This window comes from Micromonospora sp. CP22, from assembly GCF_009712475.1.
Lineage (GTDB): Bacteria > Actinomycetota > Actinomycetes > Mycobacteriales > Micromonosporaceae > Micromonospora.
In genome coordinates, this window is record NZ_VCJO01000003.1 from 88,638 (window position 1) to 110,509 (window position 21,872).

Here is a 21,872-nt window from a genome sequence, read left to right on the forward strand (position 1 = left end):
CCCGTCGGGACCTGCCTCAGCCGGTCTCGTCGGCCCAGGCCCGCCAGTCGTCGAGGACCCCGTACAGCGCCGGGGTGAGCCAGCCCGGCGCGGAACGCCGGAACACTCCCGGGTCCATCGACCCGGCCCCGGCGGGCAGCGCGCCGAGCAGGTTCGGCAACAGATCAGCGAGGTTGGCCCAGTGCACCAACTCGGGGTCGTTCGGCCAGGCGCCGATCACCACGCCGGACGGTACGGCCCGCCGCTCCAGGGCCTCCAGGGTGAGCGCGGTGTGGTTGAGGGTGCCCAGCCCGGCGCGGGCCACCACCACCGCCGAGGCGCCCAGCGACACGGCCAGGTCGGCCACCGTCCACGGCTCCCCCGAGGGCCGCAGCCCCATCGGCACGAGCAGCCCACCGGCCCCCTCGACAAGCACCAGGTCGTGCTTGTCCGTCTCCTCCCGCACCGCGTCGACCACGTTGTACAGCTCCAACGGTGGCAGTTCGGCCACCCGGGCGGCGGCCAGCGGCGCGAGCGGGTCCGGGAAGCTGGCCAGCGTACGCCCGGTCATCGGCGCGGCCAGCCGGGTGACGGTCTCGACATCGGCGGGGTCACCGGTGGCCGTGCCGGTCTGGCCCGGTTTGACCACCGCGACCCGCAGTCCCGCCGCCTGGGCCGCAGCCGTGATCGCCGCGGTCACCACCGTCTTACCGACCTCGGTGTCGGTGCCGGTGACCAGCACCGGTCCACGCCACTGATCCGTCATGGCGCACACTCCACGATGACCTCCAGGGCGTGTTCGAAGTCCACCCGCGGCACTCCGGCGCTGACGGTCAGGCGCAGCCTCGACCGGCTGTCGGGGGTCGACGGCGGGCGGAAACAGCCGACGGCCACCCCCCTGTCCCGGCAGGCGGCGGCCCACGCCGTCGCCGCATCCGGCCCCGGTGCGGTGACCGAGACGACGGCCGCGTCGGCACCGGAGACCTCCAGGCCGGCCGCGCGTAGCCGATCCACCGCGAGGACGGTCCGTTCGGCCAGTTCGGCGCGGAGCCCGGCACCGGTGCGGGCGAGCCCGACGGCGGCCTGCACCCCGGCCGCCACCACGGGTGGCAGGGCGGTGTCGTAGATGAAGGTACGCGCGGTCTCCACCAGGTGCCGGACGAACTCTGCGGGACCGGCCACCACCCCACCGGCGCCGCCGAGCGCCTTGGACAGGGTTGCGGTGATCACCACGTCGGGGGCCCCGGCCAGCCCCGCCCCGGCCACCGCGCCGGCACCGGCCGGGCCGGTCACGCCCAGCGCGTGCGCGTCGTCGACCAGCAGCAACGCGCCGTGCTCGCGGGCGACGGCGTGCAGCCGCGCCAACGGGGCAAGGTCACCGTCGACGGAGAAGACCGACTCGGTGACCACCACCGCCGGTCGGCCCGGGGCGGCGGCGAGGGCGGCGGCGACCGCCGCCACGTCGGCGTGCGGGGTCACCACCGTCTCCGCACCGGAGATCCGACAGCCGTCGATCAGCGACGCGTGGTTGTGCGCGTCGGAGACCAGCAACGTCCGGGGACGCACCAGCGCGCGGATCGCGCCGAGGTTGGCCAGGTAGCCGGAGGAGAAGACCAGGGACCGGTCGGTGCCGAGCCACTCGGCGAGGGTCTCCTCCAGGCTGTGGTGGACCTCGGTGGAGCCACGGACCAGTCGTGAGCCGGTCGCACCCAGACCGTACGCGGCGAGGGCTCCGCTGGCGGCGGCGATCACCTCCGGATGCGCGGCCAGGCCCAGGTAGTCGTTGCCGGCCAGGTCGATCACGACATCGGTGGCGGCGCGCGGATGCAACCGACGGGTCAGTCCCGCCTTCGCCCGCAGCGCGGCACGGCGGTCCAGTGCCGCCAGCCAGTCCGCCACCCCAGGTCCCTTCCCCCACCGGTTCCCGCCGTCAGGCGCTTCCGCCGGGCGAAGTTACCACCCGCCGTGCCTCTCCCGGCGTGGCGTGGCGAGGCTCGCCGCGCCACCCGGGCGCAGGTACGAGCCGCCCGTCCGCGCTCGTTTACCGCCCGCGAAGTGGCCTTGTAGGGTACGAGCCATGCCAGAGATCCTCGACCAGGCCCGGGACCAGGTGCTGAACAACGGCGTCGGTCTCGACGAGGCCGGTGTCCTCGCCGTGCTGAACCTGCCCGACGAGCACCTGTCCGCCACGCTCCAGCTCGCCCACGAGGTGCGGATGCGCTGGTGCGGCCCGGAGGTCGAGGTCGAGGGCATCGTGTCGCTGAAGACCGGCGGCTGCCCCGAGGACTGCCACTTCTGCTCCCAGTCGGGCCTGTTCACCTCACCGGTGCGCTCCGTCTGGCTGGACATCCCGTCGCTGGTGAAGGCGGCGAAGGAGACCGCCGCGACCGGGGCGACGGAGTTCTGCATCGTCGCCGCCGTCCGTGGTCCGGACGCCCGGTTGATGAAGCAGATGCGGGAGGGCGTCGCCGCGATCAAGGCTGAGGTCGACATCCAGGTCGCCGCCTCGCTCGGCATGCTCACCCAGGAGCAGGTCGACGAGTTGGTCGACATGGGTGTGCACCGCTACAACCACAACCTGGAGACTTGCCGGTCGTACTTCCCGAACGTGGTCACCACCCACTCCTGGGAGGAGCGCTGGGAGACCCTGCGGATGGTCCGCGAATCCGGCATGGAGGTCTGCTGCGGCGGCATCCTCGGCCTCGGCGAGACGGTCGAGCAGCGGGCCGAGTTCGCCGCGCAGCTCGCCGAACTCGACCCGCACGAGGTGCCGCTGAACTTCCTCAACCCTCGGCCCGGCACGCCGCTGGGTGACCGTCCGGTGGTGGAGGGCAAGGACGCGTTGCGGGCCATCGCGGCCTTCCGGCTGGCCATGCCGCGCACCATCCTGCGGTACGCGGGCGGCCGGGAGATCACCCTGGGCGACCTCGGCACCCGTGATGGACTGCTCGGCGGCATCAACGCCGTGATCGTCGGCAACTACCTGACCACCCTCGGTCGCCCGGCCACCGAGGACCTCACACTGCTCGACGAGCTGAAGATGCCGGTCAAGGCGCTGTCGGCGACCCTGTGACGCCGATGGGCGACCGCAGGCCGCCGGGCACGTGGTGTGACCGGTGCGGCGAAGCCGCCACGGCCGGCGAGCACGACAGCTGTGCGGCGGCCCGGTCCTGGGAGCCACCGCGCTACTGCACCCACTGTCGACGCCGGATGAAGGTGCAGGTGTTGCCGGGCGGCTGGACGGCGACCTGCGTCGAGCACGGCGAATCACGAGGTTGAGCATGAAGCTGCGCGGACAGCGGGTGACGCTGCGACCGGCGACCGCCGAGGACGTGCCCACGTTGGCGGCGATCCGCGCCACGCCCGAGGTCCGCCGCTGGTGGCGCGGCGGCGACGACCTGGTCGCCGCCGTCGAGGCGGACCTCGCCGACGAGGGCGTCTCGGTGTACGCCATCGAGCACGGCGACCGGGTGATCGGCGCGATCCACTGGCACGCCGAGGACGACCCGGACTACCGGCACGCCGGCATCGACATCTTCCTCGATCCTGCGGTACGCGGCGCCGGCCTCGCCGGGGACGCCATCCGCGTCCTCGTCCGGCACCTGATCGACGTCCACGGCCACCACCGCTTCACCATCGACCCGGCGGCGTCGAACACCGCCGCCATCCGGGCGTACGCGAAGGTGGGGTTCCGCACGGTCGGGGTGATGCGCCGCTACGAGCGGGGCGAGGACGGCCGCTGGCACGACGGCCTGCTGATGGATCTCCTCGCCGACGACCTGCGCGACTGACCGCTGCCGACGCCTCACCTGCTGACCAGCCGGGGACCAGCGGCCGTCGGGCCATACCCGACGCCCCGCTCGCCGGGCCGGGGCAGCCCCGGCCCGGCGAGCGGCTCAGCCGTGGAGATCTCAGGCGATGGTGCAGGTCGAGCCGTTGAGCGTGAAACTCGTCGGCGGCGGGTTGCTGCCGGTGTGCGTACCGTTGAAGCCGATGCTGGTCGACGCCCCCGGTGCCAGGTTGCCGTTGTAGGACAGGTTCGTCGCGGTCACCGACGTGCCGTTCTGCTGGAAGTCGGCCGACCAGCTCTGGCCCACCCGCTGTCCGGCGTGCGGGAAGGTGAACGCCAGCGTCCAGCCGTTGATCGCCGAGGTACCGGTATTGGTGATCGTGATGCTGGCGGTGAATCCGCTGCCCCAGTCGTTGACGCCGTACGCGATCCGGCAGGGCGAGGTCGGCAGCGGCGCCGAGGTCGTCACCGTCACCGACTCCGACGGCGGCGAGGCGTTGCCGGCCGCGTCGATCGCCACCACGTAGAAGTTGTATCGCGTCTCCGGCTCCAGCCCGGTCACCGTGTACGTGGTCCCGGTGACCGTGGCGACCAGCACATCAACCAGCAGGGTGTGGTAGATCCGGTAACCGGTCACGCCCACGTTGTCCGTCGACGGGGACCAGCTCAGGGTCGCGCCCGAGGTGGTGATGCCCGAGACCGTCAGGTTGCTCGGTGCGGTCGGCGGTGTGGTGTCGCCGTCGTCGACGGCGGGGGTGGTCACCGTCACCGTCGGCGACATGGCCGAGAGGTTACCGGCCTTGTCCAGGGCGTACACGCCGAACACGTACGTCCGGGCGGGCGTCAGGTCGTCGATCGTCAACGAGTTCGTGGCGGTGTCGCGCAGCATGATCGCGTCGCTGCCGATCGTTTGAATGCTGACGGTGTACTTGTCGATGCCGCTGCCGGTGTCGGTGGACGGCGCCCAGGTCAGGTTCACCGAGCGGGAGGTGAGCCCGGAGGCGACCGGCGTACCGGGGGTGGTGGGCGGGGTGGTGTCCGCGCTGGACGTCGGCTCTTCACCCCACACCCGCACCCCGCCGGCGTAGAGCGGCACGTTGCGGTTCGGCCCGGCGGTGGCCTGGAACGACGGGTCGTTGGCGGTGTTCCAGGTGCCGCCCTCGGGCACCCCTACCTTGAACTGCACCTCCATCCGGTGCTGTGACTGGCCGGCCGGTGCGATGGTGTGCCCGGTGCAGTCGACCTCCACGTACCAGAGGTCACCGCTGGCCTGCTGGGCGGTGGACGGCGCTGGGCAGCCCTGGGTGTAGCCGGGGGTGACGGTGACCGGGCCGGTGCCGTCGGGGCGGAAGTAGTAGCGGAACTTGGCGTCGGTCAGTGCCCGTGCCGGGAATGCCGACTTGTTGTAGATCATGACCTTGAGCCCGGTGGCCCGGGTCTCGTTCTGCATCACCGTGGTCTCCACGGTCAGCTCGTCGATGTCGGGCTGCTCCGGCACCGGGAAGTTGGCCAACGGGGTGCCGCCGTACTCCTGGGTGAGCCGGGCCAGCGCGGAGGTGAAGCCGGCGTTGTAGTCGGTGGCGACCTCGTTCATCACGTAGTCCGACCGGTTGTCGGTGTACGCGTCGTTCGGCGAGGACGGCCCACCGACCAGTGCGCCGTAGAGGACGTGCCGGGTCTCGGTGGGCACGGTCATGCTGTCCCACCAGGAGCCGTGCGCGGTGCGGTGGTGCGGGTTCTTCGGGGAGTTGGCGCCGAAGCCGATCATGTAGCTGGAGTTACGCGGGTTGTCGCCGAGCGCGTAGTTGATCTGCCGGACGGCGAAGTCCTTGTAGCGCGCCTTACGGGTCGCGTCGGTGGTCTGGTCGCTGTAGACCAGCGCGGCGAACGCGGTGTTGGCCGCGTAGCGCAGCGCGCCCCACGAGTCGAGCACCGCCATCCCGCCGGGCGAGTACCGCACCCGCTCGCCGTTGACGCCGACGGTCCAGAAGTCCAGCCACCGGTTGGCGTCGTCGATGTACTTCTGCTTGCCGGTCAGGTTCGCCAGCAGCACGTACGCCCCGAACTGCTTGTTGTCCCAGGCGACGGTCCACTTGTACGAGCGGGTGTCGGTCTGCGGCTCGGTGCCGAGCTTGTCGTACTCGCTCTCCGCCTTGGCCAGGTACGCGGCGTCACCGGTGGCCCGGTACAACCAGATCGCGCCCCAGACCAGTTCGTCCTGGTAGCCGCTCCAGGAGCGGTAGAAGCTGGTGGCGTCGGTGATGCACTCGTGGTAGCTCTTGCGCACGTTGTCGGCGAAGGTGTAGAGCTGCCGCGCGTGGGTGAGCAGCTTGTCGGCGTAGGTCGCGTCGGTCGGTCGGAACACCATCGACGAGGCGGCCATCGCGGCGGCGGTCTCCCCCGCCAGGTCCGCGCCGCCACAGCTCGCATCGATCTTGTACGCGGGCCGCGCCATCTGCATCACCTCGGCCGGACCCCACCACTTGTGGTCGTCGTCGCCCTTGCCCACCTGTCCGTAGAGGACGTTCGGCGACGGGTGCGCCTTGACGAAGTAGTCGTTGACGAACCGGAGGTTGTTCAGCAGGTGGGTCAGTTGGCCGGAGGCGGCGTAGCCGGCCCGGTACTCGACCGCGCCCCAGGCGAGCATGGTGGTGGTGAAGGCCATCGGGAAGCCGAACTTGACGTGGTCACCGGCGTCGTACCAGCCGCCGGTGAGGTCGAGCCCGACATCCGAACCGTCACGGAGCGCCGAGTCGCCGCGCCACGAGACGCGGTTCCAGTCCGGCAGCTTCCCGGACTGTTGCGCCTCGTAGAACAGCAGTGATTTCTGCAGCGCCTCGGCGTAGTTGAAGTCCGGTGCTGCGGCGGCGGCCTCGGCGCCGGACGTCGGCGCGGCGGCGGCCCCGGTCGCGGGTACCCCGACGGCAAGCGCCAGACCGGCGGCGAGGGCGGTGGCGGCGGCCAACATCCGGCGGGGCCAGGGCTGGTCGGAACGGCGGTGCGGCCAAGGCTGGTCCGGCCGGTCTCGATGACCGCCGGAGCGGCCCGGCCGGGTCGGTTCGTGCATGGACGACTCCTGTCGATGCGTGGCCGGCAGCGTCGACAAAGGCAAGGCCAGGTCGGGTGGAACGGGCTGCCGACGGTGGTGGCGAGGTGGCTCCAAACAGGACCGGGAGCGCTCCCATGGATAGTCAGCAATGTAATGCTCCGGTCACCGCTTTGTGAAGACCAGCCTCGCCGTACCCGCCGACAGGTTTCACCGCCACGACATCGCCGCAGCGTGGACGTCCACTCCCGGCCAGGGAGCACCGCAGGAGTCAGCCGGCGTTCTCCACCCTCGCCGTCACCTCGACGGTCAGCGGCACGGTGACGGTCAGCAGGCTGCCGTCCCGCTCGACGGTGGTGGGCCGGGACAACCGGTCCAGCGTCCGCAGCATCGGCGCGTTGTCCGCCTGGATGTGCAGCACCATCGCCGCGTAGCCGGCCGACTCGGCCTGTCGGGTCAGCCGACGCAGCAGGACCGAGCCGAGCCCACGGCGCTGCCAGTCGTCGCGTACCAGAAACGCCAATTCGGCCTCGTCGCCCTCGGCGAGCAGGTTCGCCATCGCGACGACCGACTCCGCCGCCCCGTCGGAGCCGGTCGTCGCGGCGACCAGGGTCAGCCCACGAGCGGGCTCCAGGAGCCGACCCAGTCGGGCCGGGGAGGGCAGACCCGCACTCCCCAGGTAGCGGCGCTGCCGGCTACGCGCCGAGCAGGCCTGGTGCAACTCGACCACCGCCGGCACGTCGTCCGCGACGGCGGGGCGTACGGTCAGCTCCGCACCGTCCGGCAGCACCACGGTGACCTGCTCGGCACTGCGGCGGGCCGCCGTGGCCCCCAGTTCGAGCAGCGCCTGGGCTCGGGCGTACTCGGCCGGGGTGAAGCTCGGCGCGACCCGGCGCAGCGCGTACGACCCGCCGTTCGGGTCGGCCAGCAGCATGGTCATCCCGTCGATCCCCGGACGGGGCAGCGCCGGGGCCGCCCGCCAGGTCACCTCGTCGGCCCCGAGCAGGGCCCGCAGCACCTCACCGGTCGCGTCCAGGTCGTGCACCAGCCGGGTCGCCAACCCGAGGACGCGGGTCGGCTGGTCGGCCAGGCCGCGCGCCTCGCTGCGCGACACCCAGCAGTCACGCCCCCGTCCGCGTTCGACGGCGGCGAGCAGATCCGCCTCGTCCAGGGTGTCCGGCGCGTCGACAAGGAAGTCGTCGACCGCGCCACACTCGGTGGTGTGCACCTGCACGGTGAGGATGTTGACTCCACGCAACGCGAGGCTCGCCGTGAGCACCGACAGGTAGCCCGGCCGGTCGTCCACGGTGGCTCGGATCCGCCACAGCGTCATCGTCGCCTCCTTTCCCGTGCCACCCTCGTGCGCGGCTGTTGCCGGACGGTTGCCTCACCATGTCCAGCCGCGACCGGCCCTGCGGTCTACGTCACAGACCCCGGTCAGGGGTTGGCGCTGACCGGGGGCGCGCCGACCAGGTCGAGCCGGTCCCCCAGGATCACCGCGCTGGCACGGACCAGTTGAGCGAGTCGGTCCACCTCGGTGGAGTGGAAGGCGGCCGGGGTGAGGGTTTCGCTGTACTCACGGCAGACCACCAACACCAACCCGGCCCGGCCGAACGGCGCGACCGCGAAGTGGCCACCGTCGGGCGCGGTCATCGACCGGGCGCGCAACGGGGTGACCTCCGGCAGCTTCGGTGGCACCGGGGTACGCCAACTGGCCTGCCCCACCGTCGCGCCGCCACCTCCGGTGCGGGACGCCCAGTCGACCGGCACCACTGCGGCGACCGCCCAGTCGGCGGCGAGCAGCCCGGGTACCGCGTCGACCAGGGTGGCCAGCCCGTCGGCCGGGTTGGCGGCGACCTGGGCCAGCAACTCGGCGTCCTGACCGGTGGTGGTGGGCGCGCCGATCGCCCGCCAGACCCCGTCGACGCGTACGCCGGGAATCGCCGCCAGACCGGCCAGCAGCCGCTCCACCCGCGCGACGCCCGGCCACACCACCGTGAAGTCGTCGACCGCCCGCCCGCCGAGACGCTCCAGCACCACCACCTGGACGATGTCCGCCCCGGACACGCCGAGGGTGCGCGCCACCTGACCGAGTGTGCCGGGACGATCCGGCAGGGTGACCCGAACACGCAGCAACATCTCAAACCCCTCCGCTCGGCGGGCCGACAACATGGCCGGCAGGCCGTCCCAGCCTGACAGTTGACCATTTCGTCCCTGTTGCGGAGGCATGTCCCGAGCGTCAAACCTGACCTTGACAACCCGCCCGAGCTGCCATTGAACTGTCCGGATGATCGAACCGACCGCCGGCTCACCCGCCGGTCTGGACACCGACCGGCTCGGCGGTTACCTGGCGGCGCACCGCCCCGACCTGGCCACCGGTCCGTTGCGCGCCGAGCTGATCGCCGGGGGCCGGTCGAATCTGACCTACCTGGTGCACGCGGGCGGACGGGAGGTGGTGCTGCGCCGCCCGCCGCTCGGGCACGTGCTGGCCACCGCGCACGACATGGCCCGGGAGTTCCGGGTCATCTCGGCGCTCGCCACGACCGACGTCCCGGTTCCCGAGGCCCTGCTGCTCTGCTCCGATCCGGAGGTGCTGGGTGCGCCGTTCTACCTGATGGAACGGGTGCCGGGCGAGGTCTTCCGGAGCCGTTCGCGGACCGACCGGCTCACCGCTGAGCAGCGGCACGGGCTGGCCATGGCGATGATGGACACCCTGGCGGCGCTGCACACGGTCGAGCCGGCAGCGGTCGACCTGGCCGACTTCGGCCGCCCGGAGGGCTTCCTGGCCCGGCAGGTGCGACGCTGGTCGGGGCAGCTCGAACGCTCCCGCAGCCGGCCGTTGCCCGGCATCGACGACCTGCGCGACCGGCTCGCCGCCACCGCGCCCGAGGGGGCCAACGCCGGTCGGATCGTGCACGGGGACTTCCGGTTGGACAACCTCCTCGCCGTGGTGGCGCCGGTGACGGTGACGGCGGTGCTGGACTGGGAGATGGCCACTCTCGGCGACCCGCTGGCCGACCTCGGGCTGCTGCTGACGTACTGGGACGTGCTCGGGGGCAGCGAGGTGTCCGAGGGCAACCCGGTCGCCGACGGCCTCGGTCCACGGGCCGGGTTCCCGAGCGGTGCCGAGCTGATCGACCGGTACGCCGGCCGCAGCGACGTCGACGTCGGTCCCCTGCACTGGCACATCGCGCTCGGCTGCTTCAAGCTCGCCGTCATCTGCGAGGGCATCCACTATCGGCACACCCTCGGCCAGACCGTCGGCGAGGGTTTCGACACCATCGGCGGCCTCGTTGCCCCGCTGGTCACACACGGACTGACCGCGGTGAAGGAGGCCTGATGGATTTCGCGTACGACGATCGGACCGAGCAGCTGCGCACGGAGCTGACCGATTTCCTGGAGCAGCACGTGTACCCGGCCGAGGAGGTGCACGCCGCCCAGGTGGCCGCCGCCGGTGACCCGTGGGCCCGGCCCCCCGTGCTCGCCGAGCTGAAGGCCGAGGCCCGCCGACGCGGCCTGTGGAACCTCTTCCTGCCCGATCCGCGCCACGGTGCCGGGCTGACCAACCTCCAGTACGCCCCGCTGGCGGAGCTGACCGGCCGCAGCCCGCACCTGGCTCCGGAGGCGCTCAACTGCGCCGCTCCGGACACCGGCAACATGGAACTGCTCGCCGAGTTCGGCTCACCGGCCCAGCAGGAACGCTGGCTCGCCCCGCTGCTGGCCGGCGAGATCCGCTCCGCGTTCTGCATGACCGAGCCCGAGGTGGCCTCCTCCGACGCGACGAACATCGCCACGTCGATCCGCCGCGACGGCGACCACTACGTCATCGACGGGCGCAAGTGGTGGTCCTCCGGCGCGATGGATCCGGCCTGCCAGATCCTCATCGTGATGGGCAAGACGGACCCGGACGCCGACCGGCACCGCCAGCAGAGCATGATCCTGGTCCCCCGGGACACCCCGGGCGTCACCATCCGCCGGGGCATGCGGGTCTTCGGCTACAGCGACGCCTCGCACGGCGGTCACGCCGAGATCGACTTCAAGAGCGTACGGGTACCGGCGGAGAACCTGATCGGCGCGGAGGGCGCCGGTTTCGCCATCGCCCAGGCTCGGCTCGGTCCCGGCCGGATCCACCACTGCATGCGGCTGATCGGGATGGCCGAGCGAGCCTTGGAGTTGCTCTGCCGCCGCACCGTCGAGCGGGTCGCCTTCGGTCGTCCCCTCGCCGAGCAGGGCGTGGTACGCGAGTGGATCGCCGAAGCCCGGGTCCGCATCGAACAGGCCCGACTGCTGGTGCTCAAGACCGCCTGGTTGATGGACACCGTCGGCAACAAGGGCGCGCACACCGAGATCCAGGCCATCAAGATCGCCACACCGGCGATGGCCGAGTGGGTCATCGACAAGGCCATCCAGGCGTACGGTGCCGCCGGGGTCAGCCAGGACACCCCGCTCGCCGCACTCTGGTCCCAGGCCCGCTCGCTGCGCCTCGCCGACGGCCCCGACGAGGTGCACCGGAACAGCCTCGCCAAGCGCGAACTACGCCGCTGGACCACCCCCTGACGCCGGTACGGCGTCCCACCGTGGCGACGAGACCGTCACCGCACCGCCCATCTACCCGTTGCGCCGCCCACCTACCCGCCACAGCGCCCACCTACCCGTTGCGGCGACCGAGCCCGCCGAATCGACCACGCCCAGCCACCCAACTATCCGCACCACCACCCACCGTGACCGTCGCCCCCTCCCCCTAATGCAGTAGTACGCCCTTTGCTCTGCTTCAACGTACGCAACAGTCACGCTCAGTGTCGGCTGCGCGGTGGGTGGACAAATTCGGCCCCGCATCGTCCCTGGTCACGGGCTTGTGCGTTGGTTGAAGCAGAGCAAAGGGCCCAGGGCGACCGCAGGGAACCCGAGCGGGCGATCGCAGAGCGTGAGACTCACGGAGCGTAAGGCGGCATTCTCACGGGCGGCGGCCGGCGGCTGCTCCGCCAGAGACCTCCGGCCCGCGAGGACGAGGTGAGGCCGTAGCCGGGTCTGCGGAACCGCAGGGAGGCAAGGGTCGACGCACGGAGCGGGGGCAGGAGGGGTCACGGGCCTTCGCGGCCCCGCCACGAAGTTCAGGCGGAGGCGCGCTCGACGAACTGGGTGTCCAGGACCACGTGTGGCGCGGGGACCTCGTCGCCCCGGATGCGGGCGACCAGGAGCCGCGCCATCTGCCGGCCCATCTCCTCCACTGGCTGGAACACCGACGTCAGCGGCGGCACCGCCTGCCGGGCGATCGGCTCGTCGCCGAAGCCGACCACGGCCACGTCCTCCGGCACCCGGCAGCCGGACTCACGTAGCGTCCGCAGGGCACCGAACGCCATCAGGTCGGCGGCCACGAACACGGCGTCCAGGTCGGGGCAGCGCTCCAGCAGCTGCCGCATGGCCGTCGCGCCGCTCTCCTCGCTGAAGTCCCCGTACGCGATCAGGTCGGGGTCGACGCCGAACCCGGCGGTGCGGACCGCTTCCCGGTAGCCGGACAACCGGGCCAGACCGGCGCCCATGTCCTGCGGACCGGCGATGGTGGCGATGCGCCGCCGTCCCCGGCCGGCAAGATACTCGACGGCCTGCCGGGCCCCACCGGCGTTGTCGACGTCGACGAACGAGACGGGCTGCGCATCGGGGTGCAGCATCCGTGCGGGCCGCCCACCGAGCACGGTGGGCAACTCCCGCTCCTCCAGCAGCGTGGGCAGCGGATCGTCGTCGTGCAGCGACAGCAGCAGCACCCCGTCGACGTGCTGGTTGGTCAGGTGGTGCTCGACCCGTTCCCGCTCCAGCGGCGACTGTGCCATGGCCAGCCACAGCTGCAACGGTGTCTCCAGCAGGGCGGAACTGATCCCTCGGACGATGCCGGCGAAGAACGGCTCGGCGAAGATCCGCTCACCGGACTCGCTGACCACCAGGGCCACCGAGTCGGTCCGCTGGGTGACCAGCGCCCGAGCGGCACGGTTCGGTACGTACCCCAGTTCGGCGATGGCCTGTTGCACGGCGGCCCGGGCCTCCGGACTCACCTGGGGAGAGCCGTTGACCACGCGGGAGACTGTGCCACGGCCGACTCCGGCGCGGGCGGCGACCGCGTCGAGCGTCGGCCGCCCGAGCGACCGGGTGCGCTGCGTTGTCATCGTGTGCTCCTCCGACATCAGGCGGCCCCGGCACCTTCACCAGCGTCGGTGCCGGGCCGCCCGTTACTGGCTGGCCATCGCCCTATTCTGCGGCCAGACCGTTGCGTCGGATCACCTCCGCGTACCACCTGGCACTGGACTTGGGGATACGCGTCTGCTTGTCATAGTCGACGTAGATCATGCCGAATCGCTTCGTGTAGCCCCAGGCCCACTCGAAATTATCCATCAGCGACCAGGCGAAGTATCCACGCAGGGGGACGCCCGCGCTGATCGCCTCGTGCGAGGCGCGCAGGTGAGCGTCGAAGTACGCCAGCCGGTCGACGTCGTCGACCGCACCGTCGACCACCTCGTCGACGAAAGCCGACCCGTTTTCGGTCACGTAGAGCGGAAGATCGGTGTACTCCTCGTGCACCCGACGCAGCGTCTCCACCAGGCCGGGGGCGTCGATCTCCCACCCCATGTCGGTAACCGGCACCCCTCGGGTGACGAACCGGACATCCTCGCTGCCCGGCCAGCACGCCTGGTCCCGCCAGTAGGCCTCCGGCTGCTCGCCGGGGACCGGCGCGGCCACCACGTGCCGGCTGTAGTAGTTGATCCCGACGACGTCCAGCGGCGAGGAGATGACCGCCAGGTCACCCTCGTGAACGTGATCGAAATCGGTCACCTTGGCCAGGTCGGCGACCAGGTCGTCCGGGTACGCACCGCGCAGGATCGGGTCGAGGAAGAACCGGTTGGCCAGCCCGTCGATCCGCCGGGCCGCGTCGGCGTCGCCGGGCGAGTCGCTGATCGGGGTGACCGGGTACAGGTTGAGGGTCACCCCGAGCTGCGCCTGCGGCACCGCGGTACGCAGCGCCTGCACGGCGAGACCGTGCCCGAGCATCAGGTGGTGTCCGGCGCGGACCGCGTCGGCGCCGTCGGTGCGACCCGGGGCGTGCACCCCGGAGCCGTAGCCGAGGAAGGCCGAGCACCAGGGCTCGTTGAGGGTCGTCCAGTACTTCACCCGGTCACCGAGGGCGTCGGCCATCAGCAGGGCGTAGTCGGCGAACCGGGCGGCGGTGTCCCGGGCCGGCCAGCCGCCGGCGTCCTCCAACTCCTGCGGCAGATCCCAGTGGTAGAGGGTCAGCCAGGGCTCGATCCCGTTGGCCAGCAGTTCGTCGACCAGCCGCTGGTAGAAGTCGAGCCCTTCGGCGTTCGCCGGACCGGATCCGCCCGGCTGCACCCGGGGCCAGGAAACCGAGAAACGGTACGACTTCAACCCCAGCTCGGCCATCAGCCGGACGTCGTCGCTGAGCCGGTGGTAGTGGTCGCAGGCGACGTCGCCGGTGTGCCCGGCAACCGTCCGTCCCTCGGTGTGGCTGAAGGTGTCCCAGATCGACGCGGTCCGACCGCCCTCGTTCGCCGCGCCCTCGATCTGGTACGCGGCAGTGGCCGCGCCCCAGAGGAAGCCGGGCGGAAAGGTCAACGGCGGACGCTCGTCGAGGACGCCGACAGCGGGCGGAGTGGCGGGGTTGCTCACGACTTGACTGCACCTTCCATGATCCCGCCGATGATCTGGCGGCCGAAGATAATGAACACGAGCACCAGCGGGATGGTGCCGACCGCCGTGGCGGCGAAGACCTGCGAGTAGTCCGTGTAGTAGGCGTACGAGAGGAAGGAGAGCGAGACCTGCAGGGTCGGGTTCTCCGGGGTGAGGATCGCGTACGGCCAGAGGAAGGAGTTCCAGGTCTCCATGAAGGTCAGCAGACCCAACACACCGGCGGCCGGACGCAGCGCGGGCAGCACGACGTTCCAGTAGATCCGGAACGTGCTGGCGCCGTCGACGCGGCCGGCCTCGATCAGCTCGTCGGAGATCGCCTGGCTGGCGTACTGCCGCATCATGAACACGCCGAAGGCGCTGACCAGGAACGGCACGGTCACCGCGTAGAGCGTGTCGTACCACCCGAGCGACTGCATCATGCTCCAGAGCGGGATGAGCCCCATCTGGGTCGGGATCATCATCGTGACGATGATCGACAGCAGCAGCACGTTGCGACCACGGAAGCGCAGCTTCGCGAAGGCGAAGCCGGCGAGCGAGCCGGTGAGTACCACCGACACGGTGACCACCGAGGAGACGATGATCGAGTTCATCATGCCCTTGAGGAAGTTGGCCGCGTCGTTGTCGAGCACCCGGCCGAAGTTGTCACCGAACGCGCCACCCGGGGTCATCGGCGGCGGCACGTCGTTGATGGACTCCAGGCTGCGGGTGCCGATGACCACCATGTAGTAGAAGGGGTAGATCGACATCAGCGCCGCCACGACGAGCGCGATGTAGGTCAGAGGACTGGTGCGCCACAGGCGCTTGGAAGCCGAGATCATCGATCTCTCCTCACTTGGCCGCGCGGCGGACGAGTACGAAGTTGATCAGCGACACCAAGACGATGATCATGAAGATCGCCCAGGCGACCGCGGCTCCGTAACCTGCGGTACTCAGGTTGTAGATGCCCTTCTCGTACATGTACATGGCCAGCGTCTGGTACTCCCGCTGATTGCCACCGATGATGCTGCCGTTGGCGAACAGCAGCGGCTCGGTGAACAGCTGCATGCCGCCGATCGTGGAGAGGATGACCACGAAGATGAAGGTGGGCTTGAGCATCGGCAGGGTGATCTGCCAGAACTGCCGCCACTGGCTGGCTCCGTCGATCGCCGCCGCCTCGTAGAGGTCCTTCGGGATGGCCTGCATGCCGGCGAGCAGGATCAGGGTGTTGTAACCGGTCCATCGCCAGTTGACCATCGTGGCGATCGCGGTCCAGGAGCTCCACTCCTGGGCGCGCCAGTCGATCTGATCCACCCCGACGAGGCTGAGCAGCCAGTTGAACAGGCCGAAGTCGCGCTGGAACAGCATGCCGAAGACGATCGCGACCGCCGCCACCGAGACCACGTTCGGCACGAAGATGGCCATCCGGAAGAAGGTCTTGGCGCGCAGCAGAGTCTGGTTGAGCAGGTTCGCCAGGAACAGCGCCATCAGCAGCTGGGGGATGGTCGACAGGGCGAAGATGCCGAACGTGTTGATCAGGGCGTTCCAGAAGTACTCATCGGTGACCAGCTCGCGGTAGTTCTCGAGCCCGATGAAGGTGTGGTCGCCGATCATGTCCCAGTCGTGCAGGGACATCCAGGCGGTGCGCAGCATCGGGTACAACCCGAAGGTCCCGAAGATCAGGAAGAACGGCGCGATGTAGAGGTAGGGCGAGTACTTGAGGTCCAGGCGGTTGAAGAGGTATCCCCGGCGGCGTCGAGAAGAGGTGTCGGGGGGTGGTGCGGCTGGCGACGGCGGCGCCGTTGTGGCCGACAGGCTCATGCGAATTTCCTTTTCCAGCGAGGCCCGGTGGGCCCTCGCGCAGAAACTGCGCGGTGGGGACCGACCGGTGGCGTTCGGGGGTAGCCCCGAACGCCACCGGAGGGGAATCACTCAGAAGGCACCCTGAGTCTGTGCATCCTTCGTGAACTGCTCCCAGGCCTTGTCCTTGCTGGCCTGCCCGTTCTCGAACGCCCGCATCGCCGGCTCGAACGCGTTCTCCTTCACCGCCTGGTGCTTCGGGCCCAGGTGCACCGGCTCGATCTTGGCGACGCTCTCACCGAAGATCTTGCCGGTCGGCGCGTTGCTGAAGTACTCGTTGGTGTAGCTGAGGAAGGCCTCGTCCTTCAGCGCCTCCAGGTTGGTGGGCAGCGGGCCCTTGGCCTTGAAGGCCTCCACCTGGCTGGTGGCGTTGGTCAGGAACTCGGCGAGCTTCGCCGCCTCCTCCGGGTACTTGCTCTGCTCCGGCACGGCCAGCCACGAGCCGCCCCAGTTACCGCCGCCGCCCGGCACGGCCGCGACGTCCCACTTGCCCTTGTTGGCCTCGCCGGAGTTGTCCGCGACGATGCCGAGCATCCAGGACGGGCAGAAGGTGGCCGCGAAGGTGCCCTGCTTGAAGCCACCGGACCACTCCGGCGACCAGGTGGACGCCTTGGCGGAGATGTCGACCATCGAGGTCGCGGTCTCCCAGGCGGCCTTCACCGCGGGGCTGGAGTCCGCGATGATGTTGTTCTCCTTGTCGTAGAACAGATCGGTGCCCTGCTGGAAGAGCACGCCGTTGGAGACGGCGGTGATCGAGTCGACGAACGCCTTGCCAGTGGCCTGCTTGTACTTCTGGCCGGTCTGGTGGAAGCCGTTCCAGTCGGGCCAGAGCGCCGCGACGGCGTCCCGCTCGGTGGGCAGGCCGGCGGCCTCGAACAGGTCCTTGCGGTAGCAGACCGCGAGGCTGCCGACGTCGGTCGGCAGGCCGATCAGACGGCCGTCCGGCGCCTTGCCGAGCTCCCACTTCCAGGGCAGGTAGTCGTCGGCGATCTCGGACGACACCAGCGGAGTAAGGTCGGCCCAGTTGCGCGGGTTGGCCTTGAACTCGTTGAGGATGCCCTCCTCCAGCGCGGTCACGTCGGCCGCGCCCTTACCGGTGGCGAGGTAACGGACCAGCTTGGGCCGGTACTCGCCGAGCTGAGCGGTCTTGCGCAGCTCGATCTTGATGCCGGTCTCCTTCTCGTACTGCTTGACGAGTTCGTCGTAACCCATCTCGCCGAAGGTGTCGACGACCAGCTTCGCGGGCTTCTCGCCCTCGGCCGGCGTGTCGTCGTCATTGCCGCAGGCCGCGAGACCGCCGACAGCGGTGATCGCGGCCAGGGTGGCTGCCGCCATGCGGGAACGCCGCGTGGTGAGGCTCATCCTGACCCCTCTTTCAGTGGTGAGGCTGCTGGATTATTTGTGGTGGGGGTGCCGCAGCGCCTGCCGGCACCGACTCGGTGTGTCGGCGTCGACGTCCATGGGCGGGCATGTGATCCACGCCTCTTGGGAACGCTCCCATGAGATTGCCGGGAGGTGTCGGGAGTGTCAATAGGCCAGTGGGAGCGATCCCAGATCGTTACCACGCAGCCCGTTTAACCATGGCTGTGCACGGAAAATGCTGACAGATTGTGGCCTCCGCCACACTGTCAGCCCTCGATCGCCGGCTCGGCGAGCATCGGGCGGCGGGGTTTCAGCAGAGCCGACGCAGCAGGGTGTCCGCCCGGCCGGGATCGAATGCCTCCGGGTCGAACGCGGCTCCCACCCAGTCCCGCATCGTCTGATGCTCCGGGTGGCTCGGCTCGGCCAGCGCGGCGAGCAGCACGAGGTAGCCCTGCGGCCCACCAACGTCCTCCGGCGGGCAGGCCCGCTCCCCGTCGAGGCAACCCGGATAGCGCTCGTCCGCTTCGGCGGTGAAGACGTCCTCCACCACCAGATCGTGCTCCCACCAGTCACCGAAGTCGTAGGTGTAGTGGAACCGGCTCCCCTTACCGACCACCGAGTCCAAGCGAACGTCCAACTCGTCGTGCAGGGCGAGTTCGCCGTCCGGGTCGGGTTCGCCGTACTGCACGCCGTCGATCTCGAACGAGTGCAGGTGACAGTCACGCCACCCCATCGCGTGCTGCACCACCCGGTGCACCCGATCCAGGGTGTAGCCGCCGGGTACCAGCACCCGGCGCCAGATCGCCGGACGGACCCCGGCCAGGGACATCCTCAGCTGGAAGATCTGACGCGGCATGGGTGTCCCATCCTCCCTCGGCATAGGCTGCGAGCATGATCTGCCGAGCGTGCCGGGCGCGGCGGCACGACGACTGCCCGGGCCGGAACTGGTGTGACTGCCAGCACCGTACCCCCCGACCCACCCCTCCTGTCACCGGTCCGGCCGGCGAATGAGCAACGGAGCAGCCATTTCCGTCCTCTGGCCGGAACCATCCTCCGGGCCGGTGGACGACGACACGCTCATCGCCCGCTACGGCCGCGCCGACCAGCCGCGCCTGCGAATGAACTTCGTGACCAGTGTCGACGGTGCGGTCAGCCTCGACGGCTACTCGGCCGGGCTGTCCGGCGCGCCGGACAAGCGGGTCTTCGGGCTGCTCCGGATGCTCTGCGACGCGCTGCTGGTGGCCGCCGGCACGCTGCGCCACGAGGGCTACCGGGCGATCCGGCTGGACGAGCGACGCCGGGCGTGGCGACGCGCGCACGGGCTGACCGAGTACCCGACGCTGGTCGTGGTCTCCGGCACGCTCGACCTCGATCCGGCTCAGGCCGCCTTCGCCGACGCTCCCGTGCGTCCCGTGGTGCTCACCCGCCGGGACGCGGTGGCACCTGCCGGCCTGTCCGCCGTGGCCGACCTGGTGCGCTGCGGCGACGACCAGGTCGACCTGGTGGCCGGGCTGGCCGAACTGCGTCGCCGTGGGCTCGCTGAACTGCTCTGTGAGGGCGGGCCACAGCTCTTCGGCGCCCTCACCGCCGCCGACCTGGTCGACGAGGTGTGCCTCTCGGTCGCCCCGCTGCTCGCCGGAGCCGGCCCGGGGCGGATCACCTCCGGCGAATCGAGTCCCGCCGCCCGGTCCCTGCCGTTGCGTCACGTACTGCTCGCCGACGACGGCACCCTGCTGCTGCGCCACGCCCGCACCTGACCGCCCCGCCCGACCGGGTGCCGGTCACCGAAGTTGGCGGAGTCTGCGTGCGAGCGGGGTCGGCTCACTAGCGTGAAGCGCGGATGGGTGACAGCCGGAGGGCGGGGGCGTTGACGCAGGAGGTGGTCGAGCTACGGGTGCACGGGCTCTCCGGCACCTCCGCCGAGAAGCTGCTGGACCACCCGGTCGTGATCCGGGTCGCGGGTGACCGACACGCCGGCTTCTACCGACCCCGGCCCGGCTTCGGCATCAGCGACCGGCCCTCGTACCTGCGGGTGGAGGTCTACCGCTGGGGTGCGCTGACCGCCGGTCGGGCGGTACGAACCCTGTCGCTGCTGTTCCTGCTGCCGTTCATGCTGATCAACGTCGCCACCTGGGCGCGACCGGCGACCGGCGGCGCGGGCGGGGTGATCGGTTCGCTGTGCCGACTGCTCGCCGTCACCCTGACCGCCGCGTTCACGCTCTCCCTGATCGGCGTGACGATCGACATCATCGGCTGGCAGTGCGTCCCCTACCAGCCCTGCCGCGCCGGGCGCAGCTACCTGTCCTGGCTGGTCGAGCTACCACTCGGCCCCCGCCTGGCGCTGCTCGCCCTGGTGCCGATCGGCGCGCTGCGGCTGCTCTGGTGGCTGGGCACCCTGTCCGCCCGGGCCCTCGAAGGGTTCCGGGCCTCTCCCGGGCAGGACCGCGCCACCGGTGGAGAGGACCGGGTCGACGCTCCGGGTTTCTGGAACGACTCGCTCGTGGTGCAGCGACTGCGCGCCATCCACATGGCGGTCGGGCTCGGCGTACTGGACGCGAGCCTGCTCGGCGCGCTGCTGCACGTCCAGGCCACGCCGGTGGGGTACGCGCTCATCGGCGCGGTGTTCCTGCTGCTGGCGGCGGGCATCGTCCTGCTCAGCATCCCGGCCCGGTTGGTGCAGGACACTCCCGGTCGCGGCCCGGTCAACCTGCGCGGTATCCGGCCGTTGCGGATCGCCGCCATCGTGCTCACCGTGCTGACCCTCGGCTACAGCGCGATGTCGTCGGGGCCGGAGCAGCCAGAGGGAAAACTGCCCGGGTACGAGGGTGGGGTGGCCGGATTGATCACGGTCCAGGCGATCCTGCTGGTCGGCCTCTTCGTCGCCACCCTGCACCAGCGACGTCGCAGCCTGGCCGATTCCCCGTCCTGGCTGGCTGGACTGGGCACCCCGACGCTCGCCGTCGGAGCGTTCGCCGCCGCGTACGGGTTCGCCGCCGCTCTGGTCTACCGGGTCGCCGACATCCTCGACCGGGCGGACGTACCCAATCCGGCCTGGCCGGGACGGCCCGACGCGCCGCCGCTGGAGCCGCCGGTCTCCTACCGCTGGGCGGCGGTAGCCGGTCTGGTCGCCATCCTGGCCGTCGCCGCGACCACGCTGTGGCGGCTCGTGGCCACCCGCCGGTACCGTCAGCGGCTCGCCGACCAGGTCGTCGAGTCGGACTTCCCCGGCGACCAGACGCCAGAGGCCCTGTCCCGACGAACGGCAGTCCAGAAGGCCGTCGCCCGAGCCGCGGTCATCGAGCAGCTCAGCCCGGTCGTCGCCGTGTTCCTGCTGCTGTCGTTGCTCGGTGCGGCCATCGTCGCGTTGGACATCTTCGGCATCGGCCCGTCGGAGTTGGCCCGACGGTTGGGTGACCACGGCGACAGCGCGGCCCTGCGGGTGGCGATCGCGACCGACATCGGCGTGTTCTTCATCGAGCTGACCGGGCTCGGGATCCTGCTGCTGGGGTTGTTGTCCTACCGGTCGGAGGAGACCCGGCGTTCGGTCGCCGCAGTCTGGGATCTGGGCACCTTCTGGCCGCGAACCGTGCACCCGTTCGCGCCACCCTGTTACGCCGAACGCGCGGTGCCGGAACTCGCCAAGCGGGTCACCACGCTGACCGGCAACGGTGCGGTGATCCTATCCGGGCACAGTCACGGCTCGGTGCTCGCCGCCGCCGCCCTGCTCCAGTTGCCACCCCAGGTGCTGGACCGGGTGGCGTTGCTGACCCACGGCAGCCCGCTGCACCGGCTGTACTCCCGGATCTTCCCGGCCTTCTTCGGCGACCCGGTCCTGCACGAGCTGGGCGAGCGGATCGGCTGGCGGTGGGTGAACCTGTGGCGTAACACCGACGCGGTCGGCGGGCCGATCTTCTCGGCGCACCGCCCCGGCCAGCCGCCGCAGGTCACCGGCCCGGCCGGCGAGGTCGACCGACGACTGCGCGACCCCCGCAGTCTCACCGTGCCGCCCGACGACACGGTCCCACCGCCGATCAACAGACACTGGCCCTACCACACCGACGAGGCGTACGAGGCGGCGGTGCGGGAGCTGGCCGAGCGGCTCCGAACGGGCAGTGGAAGCGGAGCAGCCACGGCGGGACACGACGGCTGAACACCCGCACACCC

General features: G+C 70.6%; 18 protein-coding genes. 7 read left to right on the forward strand and 11 right to left on the reverse strand.

The annotated features are described in order from the left end of the window. Positions 1 to 16: 16 nt before the first annotated feature. Positions 17 to 745, reverse strand: coding sequence for a dethiobiotin synthase (bioD, locus tag FF096_RS06380; protein WP_155215491.1), 729 nt, complete (start codon positions 743 to 745; stop codon positions 17 to 19). After that, positions 742 to 1,878, reverse strand: a complete 1,137-nt coding sequence (locus tag FF096_RS06385) for an 8-amino-7-oxononanoate synthase (RefSeq protein ID WP_309222793.1) — start codon at positions 1,876 to 1,878, stop codon at positions 742 to 744. Before FF096_RS06385 ends, bioD begins: the two co-directional genes overlap by 4 nt. Positions 1,879 to 2,056: 178 nt before the next feature. Here FF096_RS06385 and bioB point away from each other — a divergent pair, with 178 nt between their 5' ends. The 3 genes from bioB to FF096_RS06400 are packed head-to-tail and all read left to right on the forward strand — an operon-like array spanning position 2,057 to position 3,770. Beyond that, positions 2,057 to 3,052: a biotin synthase BioB gene (gene bioB / locus FF096_RS06390; protein WP_155215492.1), complete on the forward strand. Its 996-nt coding sequence runs from the start codon at positions 2,057 to 2,059 to the stop codon at positions 3,050 to 3,052. 5 nt (positions 3,053 to 3,057) lie between these two features. Then, entirely contained in the window at positions 3,058 to 3,258 is a 201-nt protein-coding gene (locus FF096_RS27230; protein ID WP_155215493.1) for a hypothetical protein, read from the forward strand. 2 nt (positions 3,259 to 3,260) lie between these two features. Beyond that, a complete protein-coding gene (locus FF096_RS06400; protein ID WP_155215494.1) occupies positions 3,261 to 3,770 on the forward strand; it encodes a GNAT family N-acetyltransferase in 510 nt (169 codons plus the stop codon). A 120-nt stretch (positions 3,771 to 3,890) separates the two neighbouring features. On the opposite strand, the gene FF096_RS06405 is transcribed toward FF096_RS06400, so the two are convergent. The 3 genes from FF096_RS06405 to FF096_RS06415 form a co-directional block, all read right to left on the reverse strand. Beyond that, positions 3,891 to 6,836, reverse strand: a complete 2,946-nt coding sequence (locus FF096_RS06405; RefSeq protein WP_155215495.1) for a glycoside hydrolase family 9 protein — start codon at positions 6,834 to 6,836, stop codon at positions 3,891 to 3,893. 250 nt (positions 6,837 to 7,086) lie between these two features. Continuing rightward, positions 7,087 to 8,148, reverse strand: coding sequence for a GNAT family N-acetyltransferase (locus FF096_RS06410; protein ID WP_155215496.1), 1,062 nt, complete (start codon positions 8,146 to 8,148; stop codon positions 7,087 to 7,089). Between the two features lie 104 nt (positions 8,149 to 8,252). Next, the gene (locus tag FF096_RS06415; RefSeq protein ID WP_155215497.1) at positions 8,253 to 8,954 is read right to left on the reverse strand and encodes an amino acid-binding protein; all 702 of its coding nucleotides are present in this window, start codon (positions 8,952 to 8,954) and stop codon (positions 8,253 to 8,255) included. A gap of 148 nt (positions 8,955 to 9,102) precedes the next feature. On the opposite strand from FF096_RS06415, the gene FF096_RS06420 reads away from it, so the two are divergent. Beyond that, entirely contained in the window at positions 9,103 to 10,155 is a 1,053-nt protein-coding gene (locus FF096_RS06420) for a phosphotransferase family protein (RefSeq protein WP_155215498.1), read from the forward strand. Then, on the forward strand, positions 10,155 to 11,372 hold the full coding sequence (locus tag FF096_RS06425; protein WP_155215499.1) for an acyl-CoA dehydrogenase family protein: 1,218 nt from the start codon (positions 10,155 to 10,157) through the stop codon (positions 11,370 to 11,372). Before FF096_RS06420 ends, FF096_RS06425 begins: the two co-directional genes overlap by 1 nt. A 554-nt stretch (positions 11,373 to 11,926) precedes the next feature. Here the strand turns inward: FF096_RS06425 and FF096_RS06430 are convergent. The 6 genes from FF096_RS06430 to FF096_RS06455 form a co-directional block, all read right to left on the reverse strand. Continuing rightward, positions 11,927 to 12,973, reverse strand: coding sequence for a LacI family DNA-binding transcriptional regulator (locus FF096_RS06430; protein WP_155215500.1), 1,047 nt, complete (start codon positions 12,971 to 12,973; stop codon positions 11,927 to 11,929). A gap of 82 nt (positions 12,974 to 13,055) precedes the next feature. Further along, a complete protein-coding gene (locus FF096_RS06435; protein ID WP_309222794.1) occupies positions 13,056 to 14,489 on the reverse strand; it encodes a GH1 family beta-glucosidase in 1,434 nt (477 codons plus the stop codon). Further along, positions 14,486 to 15,328, reverse strand: coding sequence for a carbohydrate ABC transporter permease (locus FF096_RS06440; RefSeq protein WP_155215501.1), 843 nt, complete (start codon positions 15,326 to 15,328; stop codon positions 14,486 to 14,488). The genes FF096_RS06435 and FF096_RS06440 overlap by 4 nt, the downstream gene beginning before the upstream one ends. Positions 15,329 to 15,338: 10 nt before the next feature. After that, the gene (locus FF096_RS06445) at positions 15,339 to 16,307 is read right to left on the reverse strand and encodes a carbohydrate ABC transporter permease (protein WP_155215502.1); all 969 of its coding nucleotides are present in this window, start codon (positions 16,305 to 16,307) and stop codon (positions 15,339 to 15,341) included. A 111-nt stretch (positions 16,308 to 16,418) separates the two neighbouring features. Then, positions 16,419 to 17,708 (reverse strand): ABC transporter substrate-binding protein, encoded by a 1,290-nt coding sequence (locus tag FF096_RS06450; RefSeq protein WP_155215503.1) that lies wholly within the window; start codon positions 17,706 to 17,708, stop codon positions 16,419 to 16,421. A 310-nt stretch (positions 17,709 to 18,018) separates the two neighbouring features. Beyond that, a complete protein-coding gene (locus FF096_RS06455; RefSeq protein WP_155215504.1) occupies positions 18,019 to 18,564 on the reverse strand; it encodes a plasmid pRiA4b ORF-3 family protein in 546 nt (181 codons plus the stop codon). 151 nt (positions 18,565 to 18,715) lie between these two features. On the opposite strand from FF096_RS06455, the gene FF096_RS06460 reads away from it, so the two are divergent. Further along, a complete protein-coding gene (locus FF096_RS06460; protein WP_155215505.1) occupies positions 18,716 to 19,465 on the forward strand; it encodes a pyrimidine reductase family protein in 750 nt (249 codons plus the stop codon). A gap of 83 nt (positions 19,466 to 19,548) precedes the next feature. Further along, positions 19,549 to 21,858, forward strand: coding sequence for a hypothetical protein (locus tag FF096_RS06465; protein WP_155215506.1), 2,310 nt, complete (start codon positions 19,549 to 19,551; stop codon positions 21,856 to 21,858). Positions 21,859 to 21,872 lie beyond the last annotated feature (14 nt).